The sequence below is a fragment of the Microbulbifer zhoushanensis genome (assembly GCF_021729055.1).
GTDB lineage: Bacteria > Pseudomonadota > Gammaproteobacteria > Pseudomonadales > Cellvibrionaceae > Microbulbifer > Microbulbifer zhoushanensis.
Genome location: NZ_JAJSAO010000002.1, coordinates 299,215 through 321,394, shown reverse-complemented (window position 1 = coordinate 321,394; position 22,180 = coordinate 299,215). Strand labels below are relative to the sequence as shown.

At 65.2% G+C, this 22,180-nt stretch carries 23 protein-coding genes; 10 read left to right on the top strand and 13 right to left on the bottom strand.

The window, feature by feature from the left end; translation table 11 throughout:
* Nucleotides 1–26: 26 nt before the first annotated feature.
* Nucleotides 27–605 (bottom strand): 16S rRNA (guanine(966)-N(2))-methyltransferase RsmD, encoded by a 579-nt coding sequence (gene rsmD / locus LVD10_RS05020; protein WP_237062136.1) that lies wholly within the window; start codon nucleotides 603–605, stop codon nucleotides 27–29.
* 81 nt (nucleotides 606–686) lie between these two features.
* Between rsmD and ftsY the strand changes: the two genes are divergently transcribed.
* The 7 genes from ftsY (at nucleotide 687) to LVD10_RS04985 (ending at nucleotide 7,076) form a co-directional block, all read left to right on the top strand.
* Nucleotides 687–1,901 (top strand): signal recognition particle-docking protein FtsY, encoded by a 1,215-nt coding sequence (ftsY, locus tag LVD10_RS05015; protein WP_237062134.1) that lies wholly within the window; start codon nucleotides 687–689, stop codon nucleotides 1,899–1,901.
* Nucleotides 1,902–2,013: 112 nt separating this feature from the next.
* Entirely contained in the window at nucleotides 2,014–2,700 is a 687-nt protein-coding gene (gene ftsE, locus LVD10_RS05010) for a cell division ATP-binding protein FtsE (RefSeq protein WP_237062131.1), read from the top strand.
* Nucleotides 2,681–3,706 (top strand): permease-like cell division protein FtsX, encoded by a 1,026-nt coding sequence (gene ftsX, locus LVD10_RS05005; protein WP_237062129.1) that lies wholly within the window; start codon nucleotides 2,681–2,683, stop codon nucleotides 3,704–3,706. Before ftsE ends, ftsX begins: the two co-directional genes overlap by 20 nt.
* 219 nt (nucleotides 3,707–3,925) lie before the next feature.
* The gene (gene rpoH / locus LVD10_RS05000) at nucleotides 3,926–4,780 is read left to right on the top strand and encodes an RNA polymerase sigma factor RpoH (protein ID WP_232940192.1); all 855 of its coding nucleotides are present in this window, start codon (nucleotides 3,926–3,928) and stop codon (nucleotides 4,778–4,780) included.
* 155 nt (nucleotides 4,781–4,935) lie between these two features.
* Nucleotides 4,936–5,313 carry a DUF423 domain-containing protein gene (locus LVD10_RS04995; protein WP_232940191.1) on the top strand — a complete coding sequence of 126 codons (378 nt, stop codon included), beginning with the start codon at nucleotides 4,936–4,938 and terminating at the stop codon, nucleotides 5,311–5,313.
* Between the two features lie 75 nt (nucleotides 5,314–5,388).
* Nucleotides 5,389–6,105, top strand: coding sequence for a tRNA (guanosine(46)-N7)-methyltransferase TrmB (gene trmB / locus LVD10_RS04990; protein ID WP_237062127.1), 717 nt, complete (start codon nucleotides 5,389–5,391; stop codon nucleotides 6,103–6,105).
* Nucleotides 6,106–6,203: 98 nt separating this feature from the next.
* Nucleotides 6,204–7,076, top strand: coding sequence for a porin family protein (locus LVD10_RS04985; RefSeq protein WP_237062125.1), 873 nt, complete (start codon nucleotides 6,204–6,206; stop codon nucleotides 7,074–7,076).
* Here LVD10_RS04985 and LVD10_RS04980 read toward each other — a convergent pair whose 3' ends face one another.
* The gene (locus LVD10_RS04980) at nucleotides 7,077–8,993 is read right to left on the bottom strand and encodes an ATP-binding cassette domain-containing protein (RefSeq protein ID WP_237062123.1); all 1,917 of its coding nucleotides are present in this window, start codon (nucleotides 8,991–8,993) and stop codon (nucleotides 7,077–7,079) included.
* Nucleotides 8,994–9,090: 97 nt separating this feature from the next.
* On the opposite strand from LVD10_RS04980, the gene LVD10_RS04975 reads away from it, so the two are divergent.
* Nucleotides 9,091–9,579, top strand: coding sequence for a TIGR02444 family protein (locus tag LVD10_RS04975; protein ID WP_237062121.1), 489 nt, complete (start codon nucleotides 9,091–9,093; stop codon nucleotides 9,577–9,579).
* A 3-nt stretch (nucleotides 9,580–9,582) separates the two neighbouring features.
* Here the strand turns inward: LVD10_RS04975 and LVD10_RS04970 are convergent, their stop codons facing one another.
* Nucleotides 9,583–10,566: a histidine kinase gene (locus tag LVD10_RS04970; RefSeq protein ID WP_237062119.1), complete on the bottom strand. Its 984-nt coding sequence runs from the start codon at nucleotides 10,564–10,566 to the stop codon at nucleotides 9,583–9,585.
* 484 nt (nucleotides 10,567–11,050) lie between these two features.
* On the opposite strand from LVD10_RS04970, the gene bamJ reads away from it, so the two are divergent.
* The gene (bamJ, locus tag LVD10_RS04965; protein ID WP_232940183.1) at nucleotides 11,051–11,887 is read left to right on the top strand and encodes a BamJ family beta-barrel-assembly machinery protein; all 837 of its coding nucleotides are present in this window, start codon (nucleotides 11,051–11,053) and stop codon (nucleotides 11,885–11,887) included.
* A gap of 146 nt (nucleotides 11,888–12,033) precedes the next feature.
* Here the strand turns inward: bamJ and rsd are convergent, their stop codons facing one another.
* The 10 genes from rsd to rpmE form a co-directional block, all read right to left on the bottom strand.
* Nucleotides 12,034–12,501 (bottom strand): sigma D regulator, encoded by a 468-nt coding sequence (rsd, locus tag LVD10_RS04960; RefSeq protein ID WP_232940181.1) that lies wholly within the window; start codon nucleotides 12,499–12,501, stop codon nucleotides 12,034–12,036.
* A gap of 125 nt (nucleotides 12,502–12,626) precedes the next feature.
* Nucleotides 12,627–13,325, bottom strand: coding sequence for an LrgB family protein (locus LVD10_RS04955; protein WP_232940179.1), 699 nt, complete (start codon nucleotides 13,323–13,325; stop codon nucleotides 12,627–12,629).
* The gene (locus LVD10_RS04950; RefSeq protein ID WP_232940177.1) at nucleotides 13,318–13,707 is read right to left on the bottom strand and encodes a CidA/LrgA family protein; all 390 of its coding nucleotides are present in this window, start codon (nucleotides 13,705–13,707) and stop codon (nucleotides 13,318–13,320) included. Before LVD10_RS04950 ends, LVD10_RS04955 begins: the two co-directional genes overlap by 8 nt.
* Nucleotides 13,708–13,745: 38 nt before the next feature.
* Nucleotides 13,746–14,237, bottom strand: a complete 492-nt coding sequence (locus LVD10_RS04945) for a disulfide bond formation protein B (protein WP_232940175.1) — start codon at nucleotides 14,235–14,237, stop codon at nucleotides 13,746–13,748.
* Nucleotides 14,234–14,836 carry an acyl carrier protein phosphodiesterase gene (locus tag LVD10_RS04940; protein WP_232940173.1) on the bottom strand — a complete coding sequence of 201 codons (603 nt, stop codon included), beginning with the start codon at nucleotides 14,834–14,836 and terminating at the stop codon, nucleotides 14,234–14,236. Before LVD10_RS04940 ends, LVD10_RS04945 begins: the two co-directional genes overlap by 4 nt.
* Nucleotides 14,837–14,930: 94 nt before the next feature.
* The gene (gene gshA / locus LVD10_RS04935; protein WP_232940171.1) at nucleotides 14,931–16,511 is read right to left on the bottom strand and encodes a glutamate--cysteine ligase; all 1,581 of its coding nucleotides are present in this window, start codon (nucleotides 16,509–16,511) and stop codon (nucleotides 14,931–14,933) included.
* 138 nt (nucleotides 16,512–16,649) lie between these two features.
* Nucleotides 16,650–17,060 carry a hypothetical protein gene (locus LVD10_RS04930; RefSeq protein ID WP_232940170.1) on the bottom strand — a complete coding sequence of 137 codons (411 nt, stop codon included), beginning with the start codon at nucleotides 17,058–17,060 and terminating at the stop codon, nucleotides 16,650–16,652.
* Between the two features lie 141 nt (nucleotides 17,061–17,201).
* Nucleotides 17,202–18,464, bottom strand: a complete 1,263-nt coding sequence (locus tag LVD10_RS04925) for a malic enzyme-like NAD(P)-binding protein (RefSeq protein ID WP_232940169.1) — start codon at nucleotides 18,462–18,464, stop codon at nucleotides 17,202–17,204.
* A gap of 122 nt (nucleotides 18,465–18,586) precedes the next feature.
* The gene (locus LVD10_RS04920; RefSeq protein ID WP_232940168.1) at nucleotides 18,587–19,402 is read right to left on the bottom strand and encodes a thermonuclease family protein; all 816 of its coding nucleotides are present in this window, start codon (nucleotides 19,400–19,402) and stop codon (nucleotides 18,587–18,589) included.
* Nucleotides 19,403–19,425: 23 nt separating this feature from the next.
* A complete protein-coding gene (gene rpmE / locus LVD10_RS04915) occupies nucleotides 19,426–19,638 on the bottom strand; it encodes a 50S ribosomal protein L31 (protein WP_232940167.1) in 213 nt (70 codons plus the stop codon).
* Nucleotides 19,639–19,921: 283 nt separating this feature from the next.
* Between rpmE and LVD10_RS04910 the strand changes: the two genes are divergently transcribed.
* The gene (locus LVD10_RS04910) at nucleotides 19,922–22,135 is read left to right on the top strand and encodes a primosomal protein N' (RefSeq protein ID WP_232940166.1); all 2,214 of its coding nucleotides are present in this window, start codon (nucleotides 19,922–19,924) and stop codon (nucleotides 22,133–22,135) included.
* Nucleotides 22,136–22,180: the final 45 nt, after the last annotated feature.

Genomic DNA, 22,180 nt, shown 5'->3' with positions numbered 1-22,180 from the left:
TGTGCGCGACCCTCAAAAAACACGGTTCAGGCGGCACTGAGCAGGCGCATGCAAACCTGGCCCGCACGTTTCTCCTTCTCCACCTGCCAGTGCCCAGGCAACGGCAGCGCTGTGTCCCGGGGTGTCTCCACATAAACCAGGGCGCGCGGCGCCAACCGGTCGTGCAGGGCGGCCAGGGCGGGCTGCCACAGGTCGGCGGTGAAGGGCGGGTCGAGGAAGACGATATCGTAGGCGCTGGCATCGCCGGCCAGGAAATCCAGCGCACTCTGGTGGTGCACCCGGCCCCGGTCGGTGCCGAGCAGCTGCAGCTGGGCGCGCAGGGTGTCGGCCGCCCTCCGGTTCAGTTCCACAAATTCCACACTTGCCGCGCCGCGGGAGAGCGCCTCGAGTCCCAGCGCCCCGGAGCCCGCAAACAGGTCCAGGCAGCGGGCGCCCGGCAGCCGGAACTGCAGCCAGTTGAACAGTGTCTCGCGCAGCCGGTCACCGGTGGGGCGCAGGCCCTCTACCGGGGCGAACTGCAGCCGGCGCCCGCGCCACTCACCTCCGATGATACGGAGCTGCGACAGGGGTTGCGGGGAGGCTTTGCGCGGGCGATTTCTGGGCAAGGTGGTTTCCTGGCTGTGTGGGGCATCGAGCGGTGCTAAGATTAGCGCCTTTCCAACACCGTGGTACAGCCGGATACGAGCATGATCTTTGACTTCCTGCGCAAGAAAAAGCCGAAGCCCGAGGAACAGGCGGAGGAGAAACCCGCCGAGCAGCCGGGCGAAACCTCCGGGGAAGACGAGGCCCGCGAAGGGCAGGCTGCACCCACAGCACCGGATTCCCCCGCTGAGCCGGTCCACGAGGAGCCGGCAGGCGAGGCCGCACCGGCTCCGGAGCTGGCAGAGCCGGCCCCCCCCGAGCCAGCCCCCGCCCCTGAACCGGCCCCCGCGCCCGACAAGGCACAGGCCCCGTCCGGCGCAAAAGAGGAAAAAGTGGGGTTCTTTGCCCGCATCCGTCGCGGACTCAGTCGCACCAGCAACCAGTTTGCCGAGGGCATGGGCAACCTGTTCCTGGGTGCCAAGGAGATCGACGACGAGTTGCTCGAAGAGCTGGAAACCCAGCTGCTGATGGCCGATGTCGGGATGGATGCGACCACCGAAATTGTCGACCGCCTCACTGCCCGGGTCTCCCGGCGCGAGCTGAATGACGGCGAGGCGCTCTACCGGGCGCTGCAGGAGGAACTGGCCGGGCTGCTGGACAGTGTCGAGGCGCCACTGGCCATCGACACCGCCAAAAAGCCATTCGTGATCCTGGTAGTGGGCGTCAATGGCGTGGGCAAGACCACCACCATCGGCAAGCTGGCGCATCGGTACCTGGGCGAGGGCAAATCGGTGATGCTGGCTGCCGGCGATACCTTCCGTGCCGCCGCGGTGGAACAGCTCCAGGTCTGGGGTGAACGCCACGGCGTGCCGGTAGTGGCCCAACACACCGGCGCCGACAGTGCCTCGGTCATCTATGACGCCGTGCAGTCGGCCCAGTCCCGCGGCGTGGACGTGGTGATTGCCGATACCGCCGGGCGCCTGCATACCAAGTCCAACCTGATGGAAGAGCTGAGCAAGGTCCGCCGGGTGATGGGCAAGCTGGACCAGACCGCGCCCCACGAGGTGCTGCTGGTACTGGATGCCGGTACCGGCCAGAACGCCCTCAGCCAGGCCGAGCAGTTTCGCAATTCCGCCGGTGTCACCGGCATGGTGCTGACAAAACTGGACGGTACCGCCAAAGGCGGTGTGATCTTTGCACTGGCGCAGCGCTTCGGTATTCCGGTACGCTTCATCGGTGTCGGCGAGCAGGCTGAAGACCTGCAGCCATTCCGCGCGAAAGACTTTGTCGCCGCGCTGTTTCGCCGGGACGAAAACTGATTTCCCGTTTGTAGGAGCGGCCCATGGCCGCGATTGGGTCCCGAGGTGCCAGGGCAGGTCATTCGCGGCCATGGGCCGCTCCTATCATTAATAACAAGAATTCGCCGCCTGCATGATCACCTTTGACAACGTCAACAAGCGCTACGAATCCGGGCAGGATGCGCTGGTGCGCGTCAGCCTGGAGCTGCAGCGGGGCGAACTGGTATTCCTCACCGGGCACAGCGGTGCCGGCAAAAGCACCCTGCTCAAACTCCTTACCGCGATCGAGCGCCCCACCCGCGGCAGCATCCTGGTGGCGGGCCAGAACCTCAACCGCCTGCGCAACAGCCAGGTGCCCTACTACCGCCGCAATGTGGGCATTGTGTTCCAGAATCACCAGCTGCTGTTCGACCGCAGTGTCTTCGACAATGTGGCGCTGCCCCTGTCCGTGGCCGGCTGCAACCGCCGTGAGGTGGGCCGGCGCGTGCGCGCGGCACTGGACAAGGTGGGCCTTCTGCACAAGGAGCGCCAGAACCCCATTATGCTTTCCGGTGGTGAGCAGCAGCGGGTCGGTATCGCCCGGGCAGTGGTCAACAAGCCGGCGATCCTGGTAGCGGATGAGCCCACCGGTAACCTGGACCCGCAGCTGTCCGCGGAGATCATGCAGCTGTTTGCCGACTTCAACGCGGTGGGGGTGACGGTGATGATTGCCAGCCACGACCTGGAATTGATCGCCCGCCAGAAACGCCGGGTACTGACCCTGCAGGCGGGCCAGCTGATCTACGATGGAATCCCGAGCCGTGAAGCAGCCTACCCGTAACCCCGGCAACCCGGTTCGTACTGCCGCTCGCCAGCAGGCCGCGGCAGAGCGCACCCGCGCCACCGGCGCCGTCACGGCCCGAACCCGCCTGGGCGATCGCCTGCGCGGCTGGGTCGGGCACCACCGCGAGATGGCCGCCGAGGCCCTGCGGCGTTTCTTCGCGGCGCCCATGGCCAGCTTCATGACGGCCCTGGTAATCGCTATTGCCCTGGCGCTGCCGGCCTCCCTGCAGCTGGGCATGGTGAACTTCCAGCGCGCGGTGGCGGGCTGGGACGGCCAGCCGCAGATTTCCGTGTTCCTGAACAAGAGTGCCCGCGACTCCGCCATCACCTCCTACGTGCAAGACCTGCGGGAAGATCCGCGGGTGGCCGAGGTGACGTATATCTCACCCGAGCAGGCGCTGGAGGAGTTCCAGCAGTCGTCCGGCCTCGGTGATGCGCTGGCCGGGCTGGGCAGCAATCCCCTGCCGGCGGTCTTGCTGGTGCGTCCCGCCGGCGCCAACGGGGAGCTGGAGGCTCTGGCCGAGTCCCTGCGGGAAAGTGCCCTCAGCGATGCGGTGGTACTGGATATGGCCTGGGTGGAACGGCTGGCGCGGCTGACCGAGCTGGGCCAGCGCCTCTCCCTGGGGCTGGGCCTGCTGCTGGCACTGGGTGTGATTCTGGTGGTGGTGAACACCATACGCCTGCATATCGAGAGTCGCCGGGAGGAGATCCTGGTGGTCAAGCTGGTGGGGGGGACCAATGCCTTTGTGCGCCGCCCGTTCCTGTACAGCGGTCTATGCTACGGCCTGTTCGGTGGCCTGCTGGCATGGCTGCTGGTGACCCTGGGGGTGGCATTGTTGTCGGGCCCGGTAGCGGGGCTGGCCTCTTCCTACGGCAGTGGTTACCGCCTCGACGGGCCCGGGCTGGCCTACCTGCTGGCTCTGGCTGGCGGCGCCGCCCTGCTGGGCCTGGCGGGTGCCTGGGTGGCTGTGGCACGACATGTCCGCGCCATAGAGCCCTCCTGACCCGGTGGTCACAATTATTTCCGGAACCCGTGGCGCACACGGGAACCGCGCCTGTGGATAAACCCTCTAATGCCACGGATTTCAACGGCTCCGGCACTGTGGGCGGGCTTTCTTATTCGCCCGCGCTAGTGCTAAACTGGCCCAATTCGCCGGGTAACTCCCGGCGGTCGTTTGATCGCAAGTTCAACCGGCACCAGAGTTTTGACAGGAGAGATCTGCATGGGAACTAGCCTGCAGCCAGTGCAAACGCTGTCCCCGGGAGCCAACCTCGGGGCCTATATCCAGACGGTCAGCGGCTTCGATGTGCTGTCCGCTGAGGAAGAAAAGCGGCTGGCGGAGGACCTCTATTATCGCGAGGACCTGAATGCTGCACGGCAGCTGGTTATGTCGCACCTGCGTTTTGTGGTGCACATCGCCAAATCCTACTCCGGCTATGGCCTGAACCAGGGAGACCTGATCCAGGAAGGCAACGTCGGCCTGATGAAAGCCGTGAAGCGCTTCAACCCCGAGAAGGGGGTGCGCCTGGTTTCCTTTGCGGTGCACTGGATCAAGGCCGAGATTCACGAATTTATCCTGCGCAACTGGCGCATCGTGAAGATCGCCACTACCAAGGCGCAGCGCAAGCTGTTCTTTAACCTGCGCGGACAGAAGAAGAAGCTCGCCTGGCTCACCAATGACGAGGCCAAGGCGGTGGCGAAGGACCTGAATGTGGACGTGACGCACGTGCACGAGATGGAGGGTCGCCTCTCTGCCCATGACGCCGCATTCGATGCGGGCGTGGATGACGATGACGACAGTGCCTGGCAGGCGCCGGCGCACTACCTGGAAGACCGCAGTTTCGACCCGGCGGCCCAGCTGGAGCGCGATAACTGGGAAGAGACCAACCTCACCAGTCTCGCCGCGGCCATGGAGCAGCTCGATGATCGCAGCCGCGATATCATCCGGGCACGCTGGCTGAGCGAGAACAAGGCGACCCTGCACGAGCTGGCTGATAAATACGGCGTCTCTGCCGAGCGTATCCGCCAGCTGGAAAAGAACGCGATGAAAAAGGTACGCGTGGCGATGGAAGCCTGATCGCGCCACCGGGCCCTGAAGAAAACCGCGCAACCGCGCGGTTTTTTTTTTGCACTGTGACAAACCTGCGGCGAACCGCGGCCAGGGGCCTTGCCTGCCAACATAAACGGACAACGAAGGGAAACACGGCCCCGGGGGCCTGGACCGGAATCACCATGACCAAACTCTACCTGCTGATCGCCGCTTTTCTCGGCGCCACCGGCGTCATGCTTGGCGCCTTCGGTGCCCACGGCCTGCGCGGCCGAGTGGCCGAAAACCTGCTGGAAGCCTTCAAGACCGGTGTGCACTACCAGCTGGTGCATGCCCTGGTGTTGTTGCTGGTGGCGCTGATGATCCAGCAGTGGGGCTCGCGCACCGCACTGGTGACCTGCGGCGCCCTGTTCGCAGTCGGCGTGCTGCTGTTCAGCGGCAGTCTCTATGGGCTGGCCCTTGGCGGGCCGCGCTGGCTGGGGCCCGTCACCCCCCTGGGCGGCAGCCTGATGATTGCCGGCTGGATAGCCCTGTTTGTGGCGGCGCTGAACCTGCCGCGCTGAGCGCCCGTCGTTTCCCCTGGGAGCGGCCGCTCCTACAATGACTTGATTACGAATTTGCATCCGAGGTCGCAAAGCATGCAAGAAGAGTCCGCGGAAGATTTTCCCTACCGCACCGAGTACAAGAAAAAGTCCATCCGCAGTTATGTCATCCGCGCCGGTCGCATGACCGAGGGGCAGCGCCGGGCTTTCGATAACTACTGGGGGCAGTACGGCCTGTCGCTGTTCGCCGGCCCGCTGGACCCGGCACAGGAGTTCGGTCGCCAGGCGCCGCTGGTACTGGAGATCGGCTTTGGCATGGGCGACTCGCTGCTGGCGATGGCGGAGGCCGAGCCGGACAAGGATTTTATTGGCATCGAGGTGCACCCGCCCGGTGTCGGCCGCCTGATCAACAACGCCGGCAAGGCCGGGGTGAAAAACCTGCGGGTGTATATGGCCGACGCGGTGGATGTGCTCAATGACTGCATCGCCGACGCCTCGCTGGACCGGTTCCAGCTGTATTTCCCGGATCCGTGGCACAAGAAAAAACATCACAAGCGGCGCATCGTGCAGCCGGAATTCGTGCGGCTGCTGTGCACCAAGCTCAGGCCCGGCGGGCTGATGCACATGGCCACCGACTGGGAGAATTACGCCGAGCATATGCTCGAGGTCCTGGAGGCGGAGCCGGCACTGGAGAACACCGCCGGCGCCGGACAGTATGCCCCGCGCCCGGAGTTCCGTCCGCAGACCAAGTTCGAGCAGCGCGGCCAGCGACTGGGCCACGGAGTCTGGGACCTGCTCTACCGCCGCACCTGATTGCAGCGGGGTAAAAGACGTACCTACGGGCTGCCGGCGGGTCTGCTATCTTCATAAGTCAGACGACCCGCCGGTAAAAGGACACTCCGGAGCCCACAATGACTGATAAGAGTCTTCGGCCCGCGCGCACCGTCGCCGTTGCGCTGCTGTTTCTCGCCCTGCCCTGCATGCCCGCCCTCGCCGACGAAGAGGGCACCCTCAACCTCTACCTCAAGGGAACCCGCCAGTGGTTTAACAGCGAGCGGCTGGACGGCACCCCGTTCGAGGAGTTCGAGCTGGATGACAGTACTGGCGGCGGTGTCGGCCTTGGCTTCAATATCACCGACCGCTGGGCACTCGAGGGTGTGGTGGACGCTTTCTCGGCGGACATCGATGGGCTGGACGAAAAAGTCGACGTGTACAACTACCACATGGACCTGTTCTGGCAATTTGCCGGGCAGTTCTGTGGCGACTTCTGCTGGCAACCCTACCTGGCCTTCGGTGTCGGCGAGGTCCGGATCGAGTATGACCGCCTGCTCGAGCCATTGCCGGTAATCCCGGCGGACTACGACGGCCCGGTGTTCTTCGATCGCAGCAGGGAGGACCACGATCGCCAGACCATGGCCAATTTCGGGGTCGGGGTGAAATACCGGCTGGGACCGCGCTGGCAGGCCCGCGCCGATGCGCGTGCCTTTTACGGAGTCGAGCGCGGGGGTATGGATACGGCACTGAGCTTTACCATCGGCTACCAGTGGATGGAGTTTCCGCCGGTGGTGCGGGATACCGATGGCGACGGCTTTATTGACGACGTGGATATGTGCCCGCAGACCCCGCCCGGAGTGGCGGTGGATAACACCGGCTGCCCGATCGACACGGACTCCGACGGTGTGCCGGATTACCTCGACCTGTGCCCCGGCACGCCCTACGCGACGGCCGTGGACGAAGAGGGTTGCCCGGAGACCCCGCCGCAGGGCGAATTCCCGGTCAAGTGATCAGCCTCGCGCCGCGTCGAGCTGCTCGCTGATTTCCAGCCACTCCATCTCCAGCGACTCGAGCTTTTCCCGCTCCTCGGCCTGGGCGCGGTTGAGCCTGGCTATCTCCTCCTGCTGGCCGCCGCTGTAGAGACTCTCGTCGGCGAGCCGGGCGTCGAGCCCGGCCAGTTGCTCCTCGACCCGGGCCATGTCCCGCTCCACGCGCTTGAGCCGGTTGGTCAGGGGTTTCAGTTGCTCGCGCAATGCCGCGGCAGCCCTGCGCTGGGATTTCCTGTCTTCTTTACCTTCCGTGGGCTGGTCGTCCTGGCGCACGGCGGCCTTCTCCCCGGCGCGCTCGTTGCGGCGGAACTCCAGCAGCCACTGGCGGTAATCCTCCAGGTCGCCGTCGAACGCCCGCACCCTGCCGTCGGCCACCAGCAGGAATTCATCGGCGGTATTGGCCAGCAGGTAGCGATCGTGAGAAACCAGCACCACGGCGCCGGGAAACTCCGCCAGCGCCAGCGCCAGCGCGTGGCGCATCTCCAGGTCCAGGTGGTTGGTGGGCTCGTCCAGAAGCAGCAGGTTGGGTTTCTGCCAGGCCAGGATCGCCAGTGCCAGGCGCGCCTTCTCGCCGCCGGAAAAACCGCCCACCTGTTCGAACACACGGTCGCCGGTGAAGCCGTAACCACCGAGAAAATCCCTGAGTGACTGCTCGCTGGCTTCCGGTGACAGGCGCTGCAGGTGCAGCATCGGCGAGGCGGCGCTGTCGAGCGCCTCCAGCTGGTGCTGGGCAAAGTAGCCGATGGCCAGGTGCTCACCGCACTGGCGCTCGCCATGGATAGGCGCCAGCTCGCCGGCCAGGGTCTTGATCAGGGTGGACTTGCCCGCGCCATTGGGGCCCAGCAGGCCAATGCGCCGGCCCGGGTGGATGCCCAGCTGCACCTTGTGTACCACCGCCTTGTCGCCATAGCCCAGTTCCGCGTCGCGCAGGTCGATCAGCGGGTTGGAGACCTTGTCCGCCGATGGCAGGGAAAAGCGAAAGGGGGAATCCACGTGCGCGGGCGCAATTTGCGCCATGCGGTCGAGCGCCTTGAGGCGACTCTGGGCCTGGCGGGCCTTGGTGGCCTTGGCGCGAAAACGGCGGACAAAGTCCTCCATATGCGCGCGCTGGGCCTGCTGCTTCTCAAATTGCGCCTGCTGTTGGGCCAGGCGCTCGGCGCGGGTGCGTTCGAAGGCGCTGTAGTTGCCGCTGTACTGGACCAGCTGGCGGTGCTCGAAACTGACCACACTGTCCACCACCGCGTCGAGGAAATCCCGGTCGTGGGAGATGATCAGCAGTGTGCCGGGGAACTTCTGCAGCCACTGTTCCAGCCACAGGGTGGCATCCAGGTCCAGGTGGTTGGTGGGTTCGTCCAGCAGCATCAGGTCGGCGGGGCACATGAGCGTGCGTGCCAGGTTCAGGCGGATACGCCAGCCGCCGGAAAAACTCTTTACCGGCCGCTGCTGGTGGGCGTGGGAAAACCCCAGGCCGTCGAGCAGCTGGGCAGCGCGGGCCGGGCCGCTGTAGCCGTCGATCGCCGCCATGCGCTCATGGAGTTCCCCCAGTCGCCGCCCGTCCGGTGAGGCCGCGGCCTCGAGTGTTTCCAGTTCCCGCTGCAGTCGGCGCAGCTCGGCGTCGCCATCCAGCACGTAGTCCAGGGCCGTCTGGTCGCCCGCTGCCACCTCCTGTGCCATGTGTGCGATGCGCCAGCCGGCAGGCAGCTCGACACTACCGCTATCGGTATCCAGCTTCCGCAGCAGCAGCTTGAACAGGGTGGATTTGCCGCAGCCATTGGCACCGATAATCCCCACCTTGTGGCCGGGAAAAATGCGGCAGTCAGCATTGTGCAGCAGTTCGCGCCCGCCCAGTTGCAGCGAGACGCCTTGCAGATTGATCAAGAAAAACCTCTTCCGGAGTTACCCCGGCGCGCCATGGTGCTAGGCTAACGACATTACAGCCGCGCGGCACACCCGATAAGAAAGCCGGGATTCTAACGTGACGAAACGCTCCCCTCCATCCTCTTCCGCCCTGGACAATCCCCTGTGGGAGTTCAGCCTCGACTTCTATCGCCATGAAGAAGTGCAGGCATTCCTGCTGGCCTGCCAGGACGACCGGGGTGCGGATGTCTGCCTGATGCTGTGGGCGTCCTATGTGTCGGCCTCCGGGCGGCAGCTGAGCGAGGAGAGCTGGCGGGTGGCGGATCGCGGGCTTGCCCCGCGCCGGCGTATGATCGCCAGCGTGCGCAACCTGCGACGCTGGCTCGGGCGTATGCGCCCGCGGACCCAGTCACTGTATAAGCGCTGCAAAAACTATGAGTTGAAACTGGAACAGCTACAGCTGGCGGCACTGTGGAAACTGCAGCAGGAGACCTGGCCGGAGGATCGCTGCGCGCTGGCACTGGCGGGCCAGCAATATGGCCTGCCGCAAAAAGAACAGGCCCGCTGGGCGGGCCTGATCGACAGCTACTGTAGCGGTGGCACCTGAACGTTACTGGTCGTCCGAGCGCTCGCTGGAAAACAGGCTGTTAAAGGGCGTCACCGGAGTGATGCTCGGTGTCGGCTTGGGGGCCTCGGCCGGCTTGCTGGCGGGGGCCGGTGTGCTTTCAGCCGGTTTCGCTTCCGCCGGCTTGGGTTCTGCCGGCCTGGCGGTCTCCGCCGGAGTCGGTTTTACCGCACTGGGGGCGGGTGATTTCTGCGGGGCCGGCTCACTGGCCTCAGCCTTCTTGGCGGGTGCCTTCTTGACCGGCGCTTTCTTCACTGCGGGTTTCTTCGCCGCTGATTTAGCCCCTGCAGCTGCAGTTGTAGCTGCCTTCTTGGCGGGGGCTTTCTTGGTTGTCGCTTTCTTGGTCGGGGCTTTCTTGGCTGCAGCCTTCTTGGGTGCGGCTTTTTTCGCCGCAGTTTTGCCGGCTGTTGCCTTTTTGGCTGCAGACTTCTTGGCGGCGGGCTTCTTGGTGGAGGTAGCCTTCTTGGCCGCCGGCTTCTTGGCTGTGGCCGCTTTCCTGGCTGTGGATTTGCCGCTGGCAGCCTTGCGCGCCGTCTTGGCCTTGGCGGCCCCTTTCTTTTTCTTTGCCTTGGCAACTTCCTTCTCTGCCTTGGCGGCAACCTTACTTACCTGTTCCGCCAGCTTCAGTTCGGATTTGGCTGCGGCTTCGGCCTGTTTTGCCTCGGCGGCAGCTTCGCGGGCATCGGCCATTGCGGCGGTCAGCTTTTCCACGTTGGCCTTCGCCGTGTCCACCCGCTTCTTGGTGGCAGCGGTCTTGCGCTTGCTGGCGGCAGTACGGGCATCTGCCAGCTTGGACTTGGCCTTGGCCAGCTTGTCCTTGGCAGCGGCCAGGGCCTTGTTGGATTTCTGCACCGCCTTGCTGGCATCGGTTACCTGCTTGGTACGTGCCTTGTCGAGTTTGGTGGTGAGCTTGGCAATTTGCGCTTCCAGCTCTGCGACTGGATTGACAGCTTTCTTTTTGGCAGCCATGAGTCAATATCCTGAGGTTTATTATCGATTCAACGCATCCGGGCAGTGTGGGTGCCCGGCACTTTTGCGGATGGTGCCGCATTCACAGTTACTTGCACTGGCGCGTTGCCCAGGGAGCAAAACCTTTTAGCAATCCAAAGCAACCGCAGGTGCCCACGATAATAGCGCTGTTTTTTTCAAAATTGTATGCCGCAACCACGGAAAAGCGCCCGAAAGTGCCGGTAAAATTCCACAGGCGGAGGGAACTGCGCGAATGTGGCAGTGTTCGAACATGTGAACGGCATCGGTGTGCACCGGTAGTCACCTTGCGTTAGACTTGCTGGGCATCGGCTGACACGCCGTCATGCGGCGGTCGTGAACTGGATCGCCAACCCGATGGCGGAGTTGTCACGGCTACTGGGCCGCATCCCGGACCCGGCCAGCCCGGCCGGGTCTGAAGGAACCCTACGAATAAATACATCCAGAGACTTAAGAGACAACCCATATGAACAAATATCCACTGGCTGCGGCGGTTGCCCTGGGCGTCATGCTGGCAGGCTGTAACAAGCAAGATTCCGGCCAGGCCGAAGAAATCGCACTGGAAACCCAGGAGCAGAAAGTAAGCTACATCATTGCCGAGGACATGGCCCGCCGGCTCGACTCGCAGGGTGTCGCACTGGATTCCAAGGTTGTTGTCATGGCTCTCGAAGATGTCGCTGCCGGCCGTGAGTCGCGCCTCAGCGATGAGGACAAGCAGCAGGTAATCGCCGTATTCCAGGAAAACATGCAGGCCAAGCAGCAGGAGATGCTGGCCAAGCAGGAGCAGGAATTCAAGGCCAAGGCAGAATCAAACATGGCCGAAGGCAAGGCGTTCCTGGAAGAAAACGCCCAGAAGGAAGGCGTGGTTACCACTGACTCCGGCCTGCAATACAAAGTGATTCGCGCAGGCAGTGGTGATACCCCGTCTGCCGACAGCACCGTCGAGGTGGATTACAAGGGTACCCTGATTGATGGTACCGAGTTCGACAGCTCCTATGCCCGCGGTGAGCCGGTACAGTTCCCGGTCGGCGGGGTGATCAAGGGCTGGACCGAGGCGCTGCAGCTGATGAAGGAAGGGGCTAAATGGGAACTGTATATCCCCTCCGACCTGGCCTACGGTCCCGGCGGTGCGGGCGGCCTGATCGGCCCCAATGCCACCCTGATTTTCGAAGTGGAACTGCACAAGGCGAACGTTGCTGAAGGAGAGGCAGGCGCGGGTAGCGATGCAGAACCTGCCGCCGGTGAAGGCGAGGCGACCGATGAGAGCGGTAGTGAAGAGGCGCCGCAGGAGGAGCAGGAGTAAGCTACTTCCTGCACCGACAAGAAAAAGGGCCGCTATCCAGCGGCCCTTTTTTTGTCTCCTTTTAAGTCCCTGTCCCCCTGGCGCTCATTGCCTGCAGCAACCGCTCGTGGCCCTGCAGGCCGGCGACGGGAAACAGCGGCGGGGAGTCAGGCAAGCTGGTTCTTGTGCGCCGTGTGCAGGACCGAAATCATCTCGTCCTCGGAACGGAAGCGGGATTCCAGCGCCTCGCCCAGCAGTGACAGGTCCTTCGGCAGGCTGTCCAAATCGTCGGTTTCCAGGTATTTGTCGTTGAAGTCCACGGCGATATCCGTGGTGGCATCAATTTTGGTGTAGAGCTCGCGGGATTTTTCCAGCCCGGCTTCGTCATTGAATGCCTTGCCTTCCAGTATCAGCTGCTCGTACACCTCGAAGTGGCCCGCCGACACATAGTCCATCAGCAGCTGGCAGAGCTCGCGCACTGCTTCTTCAGTGCGGGCATCGCCGTCGCGCACTTCCCGGTTTTCCGACAGGCTGCAGAAGCGCACCAGGAGCGCCTGGCGGGCATGCAGCCAGCGATCGATTATGTCGCTGACCCCGCCCCAACGTTCACGCGCCGACTTACAGTTTTCCAGCATTTCAGGCTTCCTTTTATCTCGCTCTGCCCCACCACAATCATGCTCAGCGGGCTTTTATGCAAGATAGGAGATTCGGGTATCGCGGGCAAGGCGAAAGCGGCAATCGGCGCCAGAAGCCGGCGCTGTCAGGCACCTGCCAGCAGTGGCAGGAATACCGCGGTCAGGGCGCCGCACAGCCCCATCGCCAGCGCCGCGAAGGCCCCGCACAGGGCGCTGATTTCCAGGGCCCGCGCGGTACCGATGGCATGGGCGTTGATGCCCAGCACAAAGCCGACAATGCGCGGGTCGCCGGCACCCAGTCGCCGCATCAGCGACGGCCCCAGGACGGCGCCCACAACGCCGCTGAACACGACGATCCCCACGGTCAGGCTCTCGGCGGCACCTACCTTGCCGGCAATGGCCAGCGCAATCGGTGTGGTTACCGCCTTGCCGGAAAGTGCGGCCAGCACCGGGCCGGAGGCGCCCAGCAAGAGTGCCAGACCGACGCCAATCAGCGGTGCCAGTACCGCGCCCACACACAGGGTCACTGTCAGCGGCATGGCGGCGCGGCGGATGATCGCCAGGTTCTGTCTCAGCGGCACTGCCAGCGCCACCACTGCCGGCCCCAGCAGCGCATACAGGGCGCCGCTGGCGCTTTGGTAGTCCCGGTACTCGATTCCCAGCGCATAGAGACTGCCCGCCACCAGCAGGCTGGCGCCGACGATCGGGTGCAGCAGCGTGGTGCCGCTGCGCCGGTACAGCCACAGGCCGCCCAGGAAACCGGCGACATTGAGTGGCAGGATAAACAGCGGGTGGCCCAGCAGTGCCGGCAGTGAATCAGGCATGGGGGCCGGCCCCGCTGCCGTAACGTCGCAGCAGTTTTTTCAGCAGCAGGGCACAGAGCGCGATACTGGCCAGGGTGCCCAGCACCGTGGCTGCCAACAGGCCCAGCCAGTCTGCGGGGGAGAGGTCGCGGAGAAAGAACAGGCCAGTGGCGGCGGGCAGGAACAGCAGCGCCAGCAGGCGCAGCAACGCTCCGCTCACTTCCGCCAGGCCCTGCGGTACGCTGCCGTAAACCAGCAGGCCCAGCAGCAACAGCAGCATGCCGAGAACCGAACCGGGTACCGGCAGCGCCAGGCTGGCCTGTAACCAGTTACCGGCCAGGTTAGCCGCTACCAGCAGGGCCGCACCGGCCAGCCAGCCGCCAGCGCGGCCGCTGATCCGCACGCTGCTTTTCGGGTGGCCGGGCATCAGGCAGGGGGTGTTTACTGGCGCCGGAAGGCCTGCCAGAGGCCGAATACCACCAGGCCCACAAAGCCCACGGCGGCCCAGGCGGGAATACTCAGGCCCAGCATGGTCCACTGCACCTCGGCGCAGTTGCCGTCACCGGTGAGCAGTACCTTGACCACATCCAGGAAAGGAAAGGCATCGATCATGTAGGAGATGCCGGGACCGCAGGCCGGGACCTGGTCCTCGGGCAGGCTCTGCAGCCACAGCTGGCGGGCAGAGAAGTACAGGCCGCCCAGCGCCCACAGTGACACCAGCATGCCGTATAAACGTCGACCGATAACGCCCGGGTTGTGCACAAATGCGAGCAGGGACACCAGCCCCACGCCCAGCAGCATTACGCGCTGGGTAATGCACAGCGGGCAGGGCTCCAGTCCCCGGACATACTCGAGGTAAAAGGCACTGCCGAGCAGAAAAATGACGGCGAGAAAAACCAGCAAAAACGTAATACGCGGGTTGGGAAGGCTCATTTGTTATCGAATCCTGAAAAATCCTCTCGAAACCGCCGGGCATCGAGCATCAAGTCACTGAACAACAGATCGAAGTCGCGCTCCAGGGCTTCCCCGGCGGCGGTCACTGCGGGCAGTGCGGCCTGCAGTGCCACCGGGCGTCGCAGGCGCTGGCCGACGCGCTCCAGGGTGCGGGCAATGACATCGCGGTCGGGATAGCTCTGCAGCAGTCTAAATTGCTCGGCCCGCTGCATAAAGCGCCGGGCGCCGGGCGGAATATACCGCCTGCGGGCGTGGAAGTCTCGCCAGCATTGGTCACAGAAATTGTCGAGGGAATACGGGTGCCAGTCGTCCCACTGGCGGCTGAGCAGGTGGTCGAACCAGATATCCAGCACGATACCCCCGTAGCGTCGCCACTCCGGGCCCAGCCGTTGCAGGGCATCCACATAGGCGGGGTGGGCATCGGAGCGCGCGTCGATGCGGCGGTGCAGGCGGATGCCGGCCTCGATGGCGGGGGGGAACTCTCCCCGCAGGGGGCCCTTGACGAAATCCCCCAGCAGGCCGCCCAGGCGCCAGTCCGGGTCGGGGCCGGATAACAGCAGGTGGGCGAGATAGTTCATGGGGCTTTGGGCCTGGCGATTACTGGTGGGGGACAACCCCGGCCCGCCGGTGCGAGCTCAGGCGGGCCGGGAGCCGGTTCGGGCTGGGCCAGCGCTATCGCTGGCAGAACGTATACTGCGCATAGTACTGACCGAGGAAATCCTCGAAAGTGCCCGTATCGGCGGCTTCCACTTCGCGCTGGCGCTCCAGGGATTCCCTTGCGCCACGGGCAAATTCCTCGCGGGTGCTGTCGTCCAGGGGGCGTTCGCGGAAGTACCGGTGGTGCTGTTCGGCCTTGTCCTGGGCCCACTCGAAGAAGCTCTGGCCGCGTTCACGCATCTCCGCCAGCATTCTCGCCGCGGGAGTGGCGACCTCACCACGGACTTTTTGCTGCTGTGCTGCCAGCGCGCGGGCGAAGTCGTCACCTTCCCAGGCGCGGTCGAGCAGTTCCGCCAGCGGTTGCATCTGGCCCAGCAGCTCCTCCGCCCAGTCCACCAGCGGGCGCTCGCCGCCGTTGTGGACCAGCTTCAGTTGCGGGTCGCGGCCGCGGTAGACAATGCGGTTCTGGTTTTCCTGCGTGGCCCGGTAATCCGCGTCGTCGGTCTTGGGGCTGTCTTCCAGCAGGCAGTGCAGCAGGAAACAGTCGAGGAAGCGCATCTGCTGCGCGTCCATGCCCAGTGGCTCGAACGGGTTCAGGTCCAGGCAGCGCACCTCGATGTATTCCACTCCGCGGTTGTCCAGTGCGGACAGCGCGGTCTCACCCATGCGGGCCGGGTTCTTCGGCCGGATCGGCGAGTAAAATTCGTTCTCGATCTGCAGCAGGCCGGTGGACAGCTGCTGGTAATTGCCCCCGGCGTCCTTCACACCCAGCTCGTGGTACGGCGGATAGGGTTTGCTGATTGCCGCACACAGGGTGGATAGGTAGCTGGGCAGGTCGTTGTAGCAGACGATCAGTGACTGCTGGGCGTCGCTGTTGTAACCCAGGTCGCCCATGCGCAGGGAGGTGGCGTAGGGTGTGTGCAGGCTCCTGGGGTTGCCGTCGAATGGCTCCAGGGAGTGATCGCGCCCCTCGACAAAAGAGGCGCACACAGCCGGTGCGGCACCGAACAGGTGGATCAACAGCCAGTAATGGCGGCGGAAATTGCGGATCAGGTCGAAGTAGCGGCGGGTCTTGAATTCGCCCAGCTCCTCGCTGCTGCCCTCACGCTCGTGCAGCCATTGCCAGAAAGACTCCGGCAGGGAGAAGTTGTAGTGGATACCGGCGATGGTCTGCATGGCGCGGCCGTAGCGCAGGCCCAGCCCCAGGCGATAGACGGTTTTCATGGAACCGCTGTGGGAGCTGCCATAGAGCGCCACCGGGATATCCTCGTCCTCGCCCAGCACGCACGGCATGCTGTTGACCCACAGCCGCTCGTCACCGATCTCGCCGTAGGTGTAGCGATGGATCTGGTCGAGGGTCTCCAGGACCTCTTCCGGTGTCGCCACCGGCGGGGTGATGAACTCCAGCAGGGCCTCGGAGAAATCCGTGGTGATCAGGTCGTGGGTCAGCGCCGAGCCCAGTGCTGCCGGGTGCGGGGTGCGGGCCAGGGTGCCATCGGGATTGACCCGCAGGCTCTCTTTCTCGACACCGCGGCGAATGCCCTTCAGCAGTTGCAGCGTTTGCGGCTGGGCCAGGGCGGCCAGGTAATGGGGCACTCGTATCTCCTTACTGAGGCTGGCTGTGCCTCTGGACTGCCGTTGGGAAACCGCCGACCGGTACGGCGGCCGCCGGCACTCCGGCCGATATGGGGACCGGCGCCGGTTTTCTCAAGGATAGGATTGGCGGCCGTGGAATCAGACGGCCGAACCGGATCGCTGCGCGTCTTCGCCGGGCTGGTCCGGTTCGATCTCGGGTGGCTCTTCCGGCGTGATCTCCGGCGGCTCGCCCGGTTCAATCTCCGGGGTGGGCTCGGGAATGATTTCCGGGTTCTGCTCCGGCGGGGTTTCCGGCGGTGAGCCCGGCTCGATTTCCGGGTCGCCCAGCGCCTCCTCGGGCACCTGGGGCTGTCCCTTGGGGTTCAGGTCGCACTGCAGCAGTTCGATGCGCAGGCTGACATCGCGGGTGTTGGCCTCAAACATCTGGTTGATGGCGACGTCCTTGTGCTCGCTGCGGAACAGCTTGCCGGCGTCGCGGCCGTCGATCCACTCGTTACTCTTGCTCAGGAATCGCTGGTGCTGGTTCGTCAGCACGTACACATGGCTCATGCGGAAGGACAACTTTGCTTATGTACAGACGGGCAGTGTAGCGATGGAGGGAACGGGGTCAAGAACCCGGCGGCCCGCACCCGTCCCGGCCGGGCTGGGCCGGCGCGGAAATGGATGCGGGGCGCCAACGGTGGCGATGGTTCAGATCGCCTCCAGGGGGTAGTGCTCCGGGTACGGCAGCCGGGCCGCGCCGCTGTCCACCGCTGCGCGTGCCACCGCCGCCGCCACTTCCGGCAGCAGGCGGGGATCGGTGGGCTTGGGCAGGATATAGGCCGGGCCCAGGCCCAGCTCGATACCGCCGTAGCCCTCGCGCACCGCGTCCGGCACCGGCAGGTGGGCGATCTTGCGGATGGCCTCGATGGCCGCCAGCTTCATCTCCTCGTTGACACGCACGGCGCGTACATCGAGGGCGCCGCGGAAGATGAACGGGAAGCAGAGCACATTGTTGACCTGGTTCGGGTAGTCCGAACGACCGGTGGCCATGATCAGGTCGTCGCGCACGCTGTGGGCCAGTTCCGGCGAGATCTCCGGGTTGGGGTTGGAGCAGGCAAAAACCACCGGGCGCGGGGCCATGCGCTTGAGCTGCTCGGCGGACAGCAGGTCCGGGCCGGATACGCCCAGGAATACGTCGGCGCCCTCGATGGCATCGTCCAGGGTGCGCATCTCGGTATCCCGTGCCCACTCGCCTTTGTAGGCGTTGATGTCGGTGCGCCCCGAGTGGATCACGCCGCGGCTGTCGAGCATGGTGATCTGTTCTTTCTTGGCCCCGGCGGCCAGCATCAGCTTGCAGCAGGCGGTGGCGGCTGCGCCGGCACCCAGGCACACCATGCGCACGTCCTCGATTTTCTTGCCCTGGATCTCAAGGGCGTTGAGCATGCCCGCCACGGTCACGATGGCGGTGCCGTGCTGGTCGTCGTGGAACACCGGCACCGGGCAGCGCTCGATCAGCGCTTCCTCGATATGGAAACACTCCGGCGCCTTGATATCTTCCAGGTTGATGCCACCGAAGGTGTTGGCGATGGCGCTGACCGTCTCGATAAAGCGCTCCGGGCTCTTGGCCTCCACCTCGATATCCACCGAGTTGATCCCGGCGAAACGCTTGAACAGAAGGGACTTCCCTTCCATCACCGGCTTGGATGCCAGCGGGCCCAGGTTGCCGAGGCCGAGGATGGCACTGCCATTGGAGATGACTGCCACCAGGTTGCCCTTGCCGGTGTACTGGTAGGCGGCATCCGGGTCGCGGGCGATCTCGCGCACCGGTTCGGCGACGCCGGGACTGTAGGCCAGGGACAGGTCTTCCTGGGTCTGCGCCGGTGTGGTGAGCTCTACCGACAGCTTGCCCGGGGTCGGCAGCGCATGGTAATCCAGCGCTGCCTGGCGCAATGCTTCCTTCGCATCCTTCATCTTGGGTAATTCTCTCGAGTCAGTGGTCGCTAACCCGCTAAGTGGCGACCGGTTTACTGCGGGGGCGCAGAGAATAACCGAGGCAGGTCTGCCGCTACAAGGGCGAGGAGGGTTCGTGAACGCTAATCCCTACTAATTTCGATGGTAAATTCGGAATCTGCCGCAATAAACCAGCGTTTATTTTGCGGATAAAGGGACAGGTATTTCGTGCCCCGGTCCACCAGCCAGCCTTTCACTTCTATTTCGCGATCTTGCCAATCGCGCCCCGTCACCTGTCCATAATCGCGGGTGGGATCCAGCCGGATCGCCACCGGCCCGTCCAGCTCCAGCCACAGGAAGTGGTTGCGGTCGACCTTCTCCACCCGGCCCCGCAGCAGTACAAAGCCACCGTCGCCGGGACGGACGTCCCCTGCCCGCAGCCGCGGCCAGGTACCGGCTGCCCAGATCCCGCGACCGGCACGCCGCGCCCATTCCTCGCGGGTATGCAGGCACTCGGCCAGGGCCAGGTTGGGGGCGATGGCGATATGGAATGCGAGTCCCGCCGACAGCAGTGCGGCCTCCAGGCTCTCGCCCCGGTGGTTATAGACGTGGGCCAGCACGCGGCCGTAGCGATCGCGCCGGGCGCGGTCGTACACCAGCTCCACCCCGCCTCCATCGAGAAAACGCTCGGTAAAGTCGGTTGCCGCCTGGGCCAGCGGCTCCCCCGGCTCCCCCTTGCGGGGCATCTCCGGCGTATTGACGCCGATCAAGCGCACTCGCCGGCCGTCCTCCAGTAGCAGGGTGTCACCATCCTGAACCCGCTCGACTGCCACCAGTTCGTCGGCCTGTCCCAGCACGCAATCCGCCCAGGCAGGCGGGAACAGCAGTGTGAGGGCACAAAAAAAGGCACCGCGGGTAAACCGGGGTGCCTTTTTCCTGCAGTGTTCGCCGTTGTTCATGGCAACGGCCCTGCGAGACTCGCTTACTTGCTGATGCGGCTGCCGAAACGCTTCTTGAAGCGGTCCACGCGGCCACCGGTGCTCGCTTCGCGCTGCTTGCCGGTGTAGAACGGGTGGCACTGGGAGCACACGTCCAGCTGGATGTCTTTGCCCAGGGTGGAGCGGGTCTTGATGCTGTTGCCGCAGGAACAGGTTGCGGTCACATCGGTGTAGTTCGGATGGATATCTGCTTTCATGATTGCCTCTGCTCGAATCCGCCACCCGGTCTGTTGCCGAGCACGGAGTCGTCGTTGATGTAGGAACTGGTGGAGTTCCGGGCTGCTTAAAAAGTCGGCGCATACTAATCAGATTAGCCGGCCGGATCAAGCACAATCGCGCCGCAGGCCCCGCCACTGGTGGCGATGCCGCCGGATACCCCGGTTGACCGGTGGGACAGGCGGCGACAGGGGCAGGCAGCTGGCGCTCCAGGTGCGTTATCATGCCGCGCTTGCACAGGCAGTAACGTGAGCGGGGGGCAATTTGGCGACAATCGGCGGACAAGCGGTCATCCTGCGGCTGGCAGTCCCGGTCCCCCTGCGGCGCCTGTTCGACTACCTGCCGCCGTCCGGCACCGACCCGGCACAACTGGTGCCCGGCCAGCGTATCTGGGTCCCCTTCGGTGGCCGCAAGCTGGTGGCCGTGCTGGTGGATATCGTGGGGGAGTCGCCGCTGGCGGAGCTCAAGCCGGCGCTGGAGCTGATTGACCAGCGGCCGCTGTTCGATGAGCGCAGCCGCGCTTTCCTGCAATGGGCGGCGGACTATTACCAGGCGCCGGTGGGTGAGCTCTATGCGGCGGCCCTGCCGGTGGCATTGCGCAAGGGCAAGCCAGCTGACCACTGGGCCGAGCAGTGGCTGCAACTCACCACCGAGGGCAAGGGCCTGCCGGAATCCGCGCTGGCACGGGCGCCCAAGCAGCAGGCCCTGCTGCAACTGCTGTTGGAGCGCGGCCGCCACAGCCGTACCCACCTTAAGGAACTGGGCCACCCGGCGACCGCCACACGGGCGCTGGTGGAGCGGGGACTGGCCGAGTGGCAATCCGGGCCCACGGTACCGCCGCCCATCCCCGACGCCGAACCGGCCGCGCCGCCAGAACTCAATGAGGAACAACAACAGGTGCTGCAATCGGTGGCTGCGGAGGGCTTTTCCGCCTCCCTGCTCGAGGGCACCACCGGCAGCGGCAAGACCGAGGTATACCTGCGCCTGATGCAGCGCGCGCTGGACCGGGGCCGGCAGGCCCTGTTGCTGGTGCCGGAGATCGGCCTCACTCCCCAGACCCTGCGCCGCATCGCCGCGCGCTTCCCCGGGCACAGCATCGCTGCACTGCACTCCGGCCTCGCCGACGGCGAACGGGCCCGCGCCTGGCTGGCGGCCGCCTCCGGGCAGGCGGATATCGTCATCGGCACCCGCTCCGCGATCCTCACGCCCCTGCCGCGCCCCGGTGTGGTGCTGGTGGATGAGGAGCACGACGGTTCCTTCAAGCAGCAGGACGGGGTGCGCTACTCCGCCCGCGACCTGTCGGTGGTGCTGGCCCGCAACGCCGGCGTGCCGGTGCTGCTGGGTTCGGCCACCCCCTCGCTGGAGAGCCTGCACAATGCCCTCAGTGGGCGCTACCAGCACCTGCGCCTGCGCCGCCGCGCCGGCGATGCGAAACCGCCGCAGATCCATGTGGTGCCGACCCTGGGGCAGCAGCTGGAGGAGGGCTTCGCGCCGCAGGTGCTGCGGCATATCGGGGATACCCTGGCCCGCGGTGAGCAGGCGCTGGTATTTATCAACCGACGCGGGTTTGCCCCCGCCCTGACCTGCGACGACTGTGGCTGGCTGGCGGACTGCCCGCACTGTTCCAGCAAGCTCACCCTGCACCGGCGCCAGCGCCAGCTGCGTTGCCACCACTGTGACTACCGGCGGCCGCTGGTGGACGCCTGCCCGCAGTGCCACAGCCGCTCGCTCAGCGCCCTGGGCGGCGGCACCGAGCGCAGCGAGGAACTGCTGGCGGGGCGCTTTGCCGATTTCCCGGTGATCCGTGTCGACCGCGACACCACCGCCAGCAAGCAGGCCCTCGATCGCCTGCTGGCGCCGGCGCGGGATGGCGAGCCCTGCCTGCTGCTGGGCACACAGATGCTGGCCAAGGGCCATCACCTGCCCCGGGTCACCCTGGTGGTCATCCAGGATGCTGACGGCGGCCTGTTCAGTGCCGACTTCCGGGCACCGGAGCGCACCGGTCAGTTGCTGGAGCAGGTGGCGGGCCGCGCCGGGCGCGGCGACCTGGCCGGCCGGGTGCTGGTACAGAGCCGCTTCCCCGAGCACCCGCTGCTGCAGTTGCTGCTGGAGAAAGGCTACAGCGCCTTCGCCCGGCAGTTGCTGCGCGAGCGCACCGCGGCGCAGCTGCCGCCATTGCGGGCCATGGCGCTGGTGCGGGCAGAGTGCGAGGAACCGCGCTGGGCCGAGGCTTTCCTGGAGGAGGCGCGCGGCCACCTGGAGGCGATGGCCCCGTCGTCACCGGAAATCCAGTACCTGGGCCCGGTGCCGGCACTGCTGGAGCGCAAGTCCGGGCGCTATCGCTTCTACCTGCAGGTGACGGCGGAACAGCGCGGCCGGCTGCAGCCCTTGCTGGCGCGGCTGTGCCAGTGGGCCGAGGGCAACCGGAACCGCCGCCTGCGCTGGGCGGTCGATATGGACGCGCAGGAATTGTCCTGACCGAATACTGCCGTCGCCCGGTCCCCCCGCCATGCATTAGGCGTT

Excerpts from the sequence above, each read along its gene's own strand:
- LVD10_RS04955 (WP_232940179.1), bottom strand. The coding sequence starts at position 13,325 with ATGCCTGATTCACTGCCGGCACTGCTGGGCCACCCGCTGTTTATCCTG.
- rpoH (WP_232940192.1), top strand. The coding sequence starts at position 3,926 with ATGGGAACTAGCCTGCAGCCAGTGCAAACGCTGTCCCCGGGAGCCAAC.
- LVD10_RS04985 (WP_237062125.1), top strand. The coding sequence starts at position 6,204 with ATGACTGATAAGAGTCTTCGGCCCGCGCGCACCGTCGCCGTTGCGCTG.
- LVD10_RS04925 (WP_232940169.1), bottom strand. The coding sequence starts at position 18,464 with ATGAAGGATGCGAAGGAAGCATTGCGCCAGGCAGCGCTGGATTACCAT.
- LVD10_RS04995 (WP_232940191.1), top strand. The coding sequence starts at position 4,936 with ATGACCAAACTCTACCTGCTGATCGCCGCTTTTCTCGGCGCCACCGGC.
- LVD10_RS04920 (WP_232940168.1), bottom strand. The coding sequence starts at position 19,402 with ATGAACAACGGCGAACACTGCAGGAAAAAGGCACCCCGGTTTACCCGC.
- LVD10_RS04970 (WP_237062119.1), bottom strand. The coding sequence starts at position 10,566 with ATGGCTGCCAAAAAGAAAGCTGTCAATCCAGTCGCAGAGCTGGAAGCG.
- bamJ (WP_232940183.1), top strand. The coding sequence starts at position 11,051 with ATGAACAAATATCCACTGGCTGCGGCGGTTGCCCTGGGCGTCATGCTG.
- LVD10_RS04930 (WP_232940170.1), bottom strand. The coding sequence starts at position 17,060 with ATGAGCCATGTGTACGTGCTGACGAACCAGCACCAGCGATTCCTGAGC.
- rsd (WP_232940181.1), bottom strand. The coding sequence starts at position 12,501 with ATGCTGGAAAACTGTAAGTCGGCGCGTGAACGTTGGGGCGGGGTCAGC.
- rpmE (WP_232940167.1), bottom strand. The coding sequence starts at position 19,638 with ATGAAAGCAGATATCCATCCGAACTACACCGATGTGACCGCAACCTGT.
- ftsY (WP_237062134.1), top strand. The coding sequence starts at position 687 with ATGATCTTTGACTTCCTGCGCAAGAAAAAGCCGAAGCCCGAGGAACAG.
- LVD10_RS04945 (WP_232940175.1), bottom strand. The coding sequence starts at position 14,237 with ATGAGCCTTCCCAACCCGCGTATTACGTTTTTGCTGGTTTTTCTCGCC.
- trmB (WP_237062127.1), top strand. The coding sequence starts at position 5,389 with ATGCAAGAAGAGTCCGCGGAAGATTTTCCCTACCGCACCGAGTACAAG.
- LVD10_RS04940 (WP_232940173.1), bottom strand. The coding sequence starts at position 14,836 with ATGAACTATCTCGCCCACCTGCTGTTATCCGGCCCCGACCCGGACTGG.
- ftsE (WP_237062131.1), top strand. The coding sequence starts at position 2,014 with ATGATCACCTTTGACAACGTCAACAAGCGCTACGAATCCGGGCAGGAT.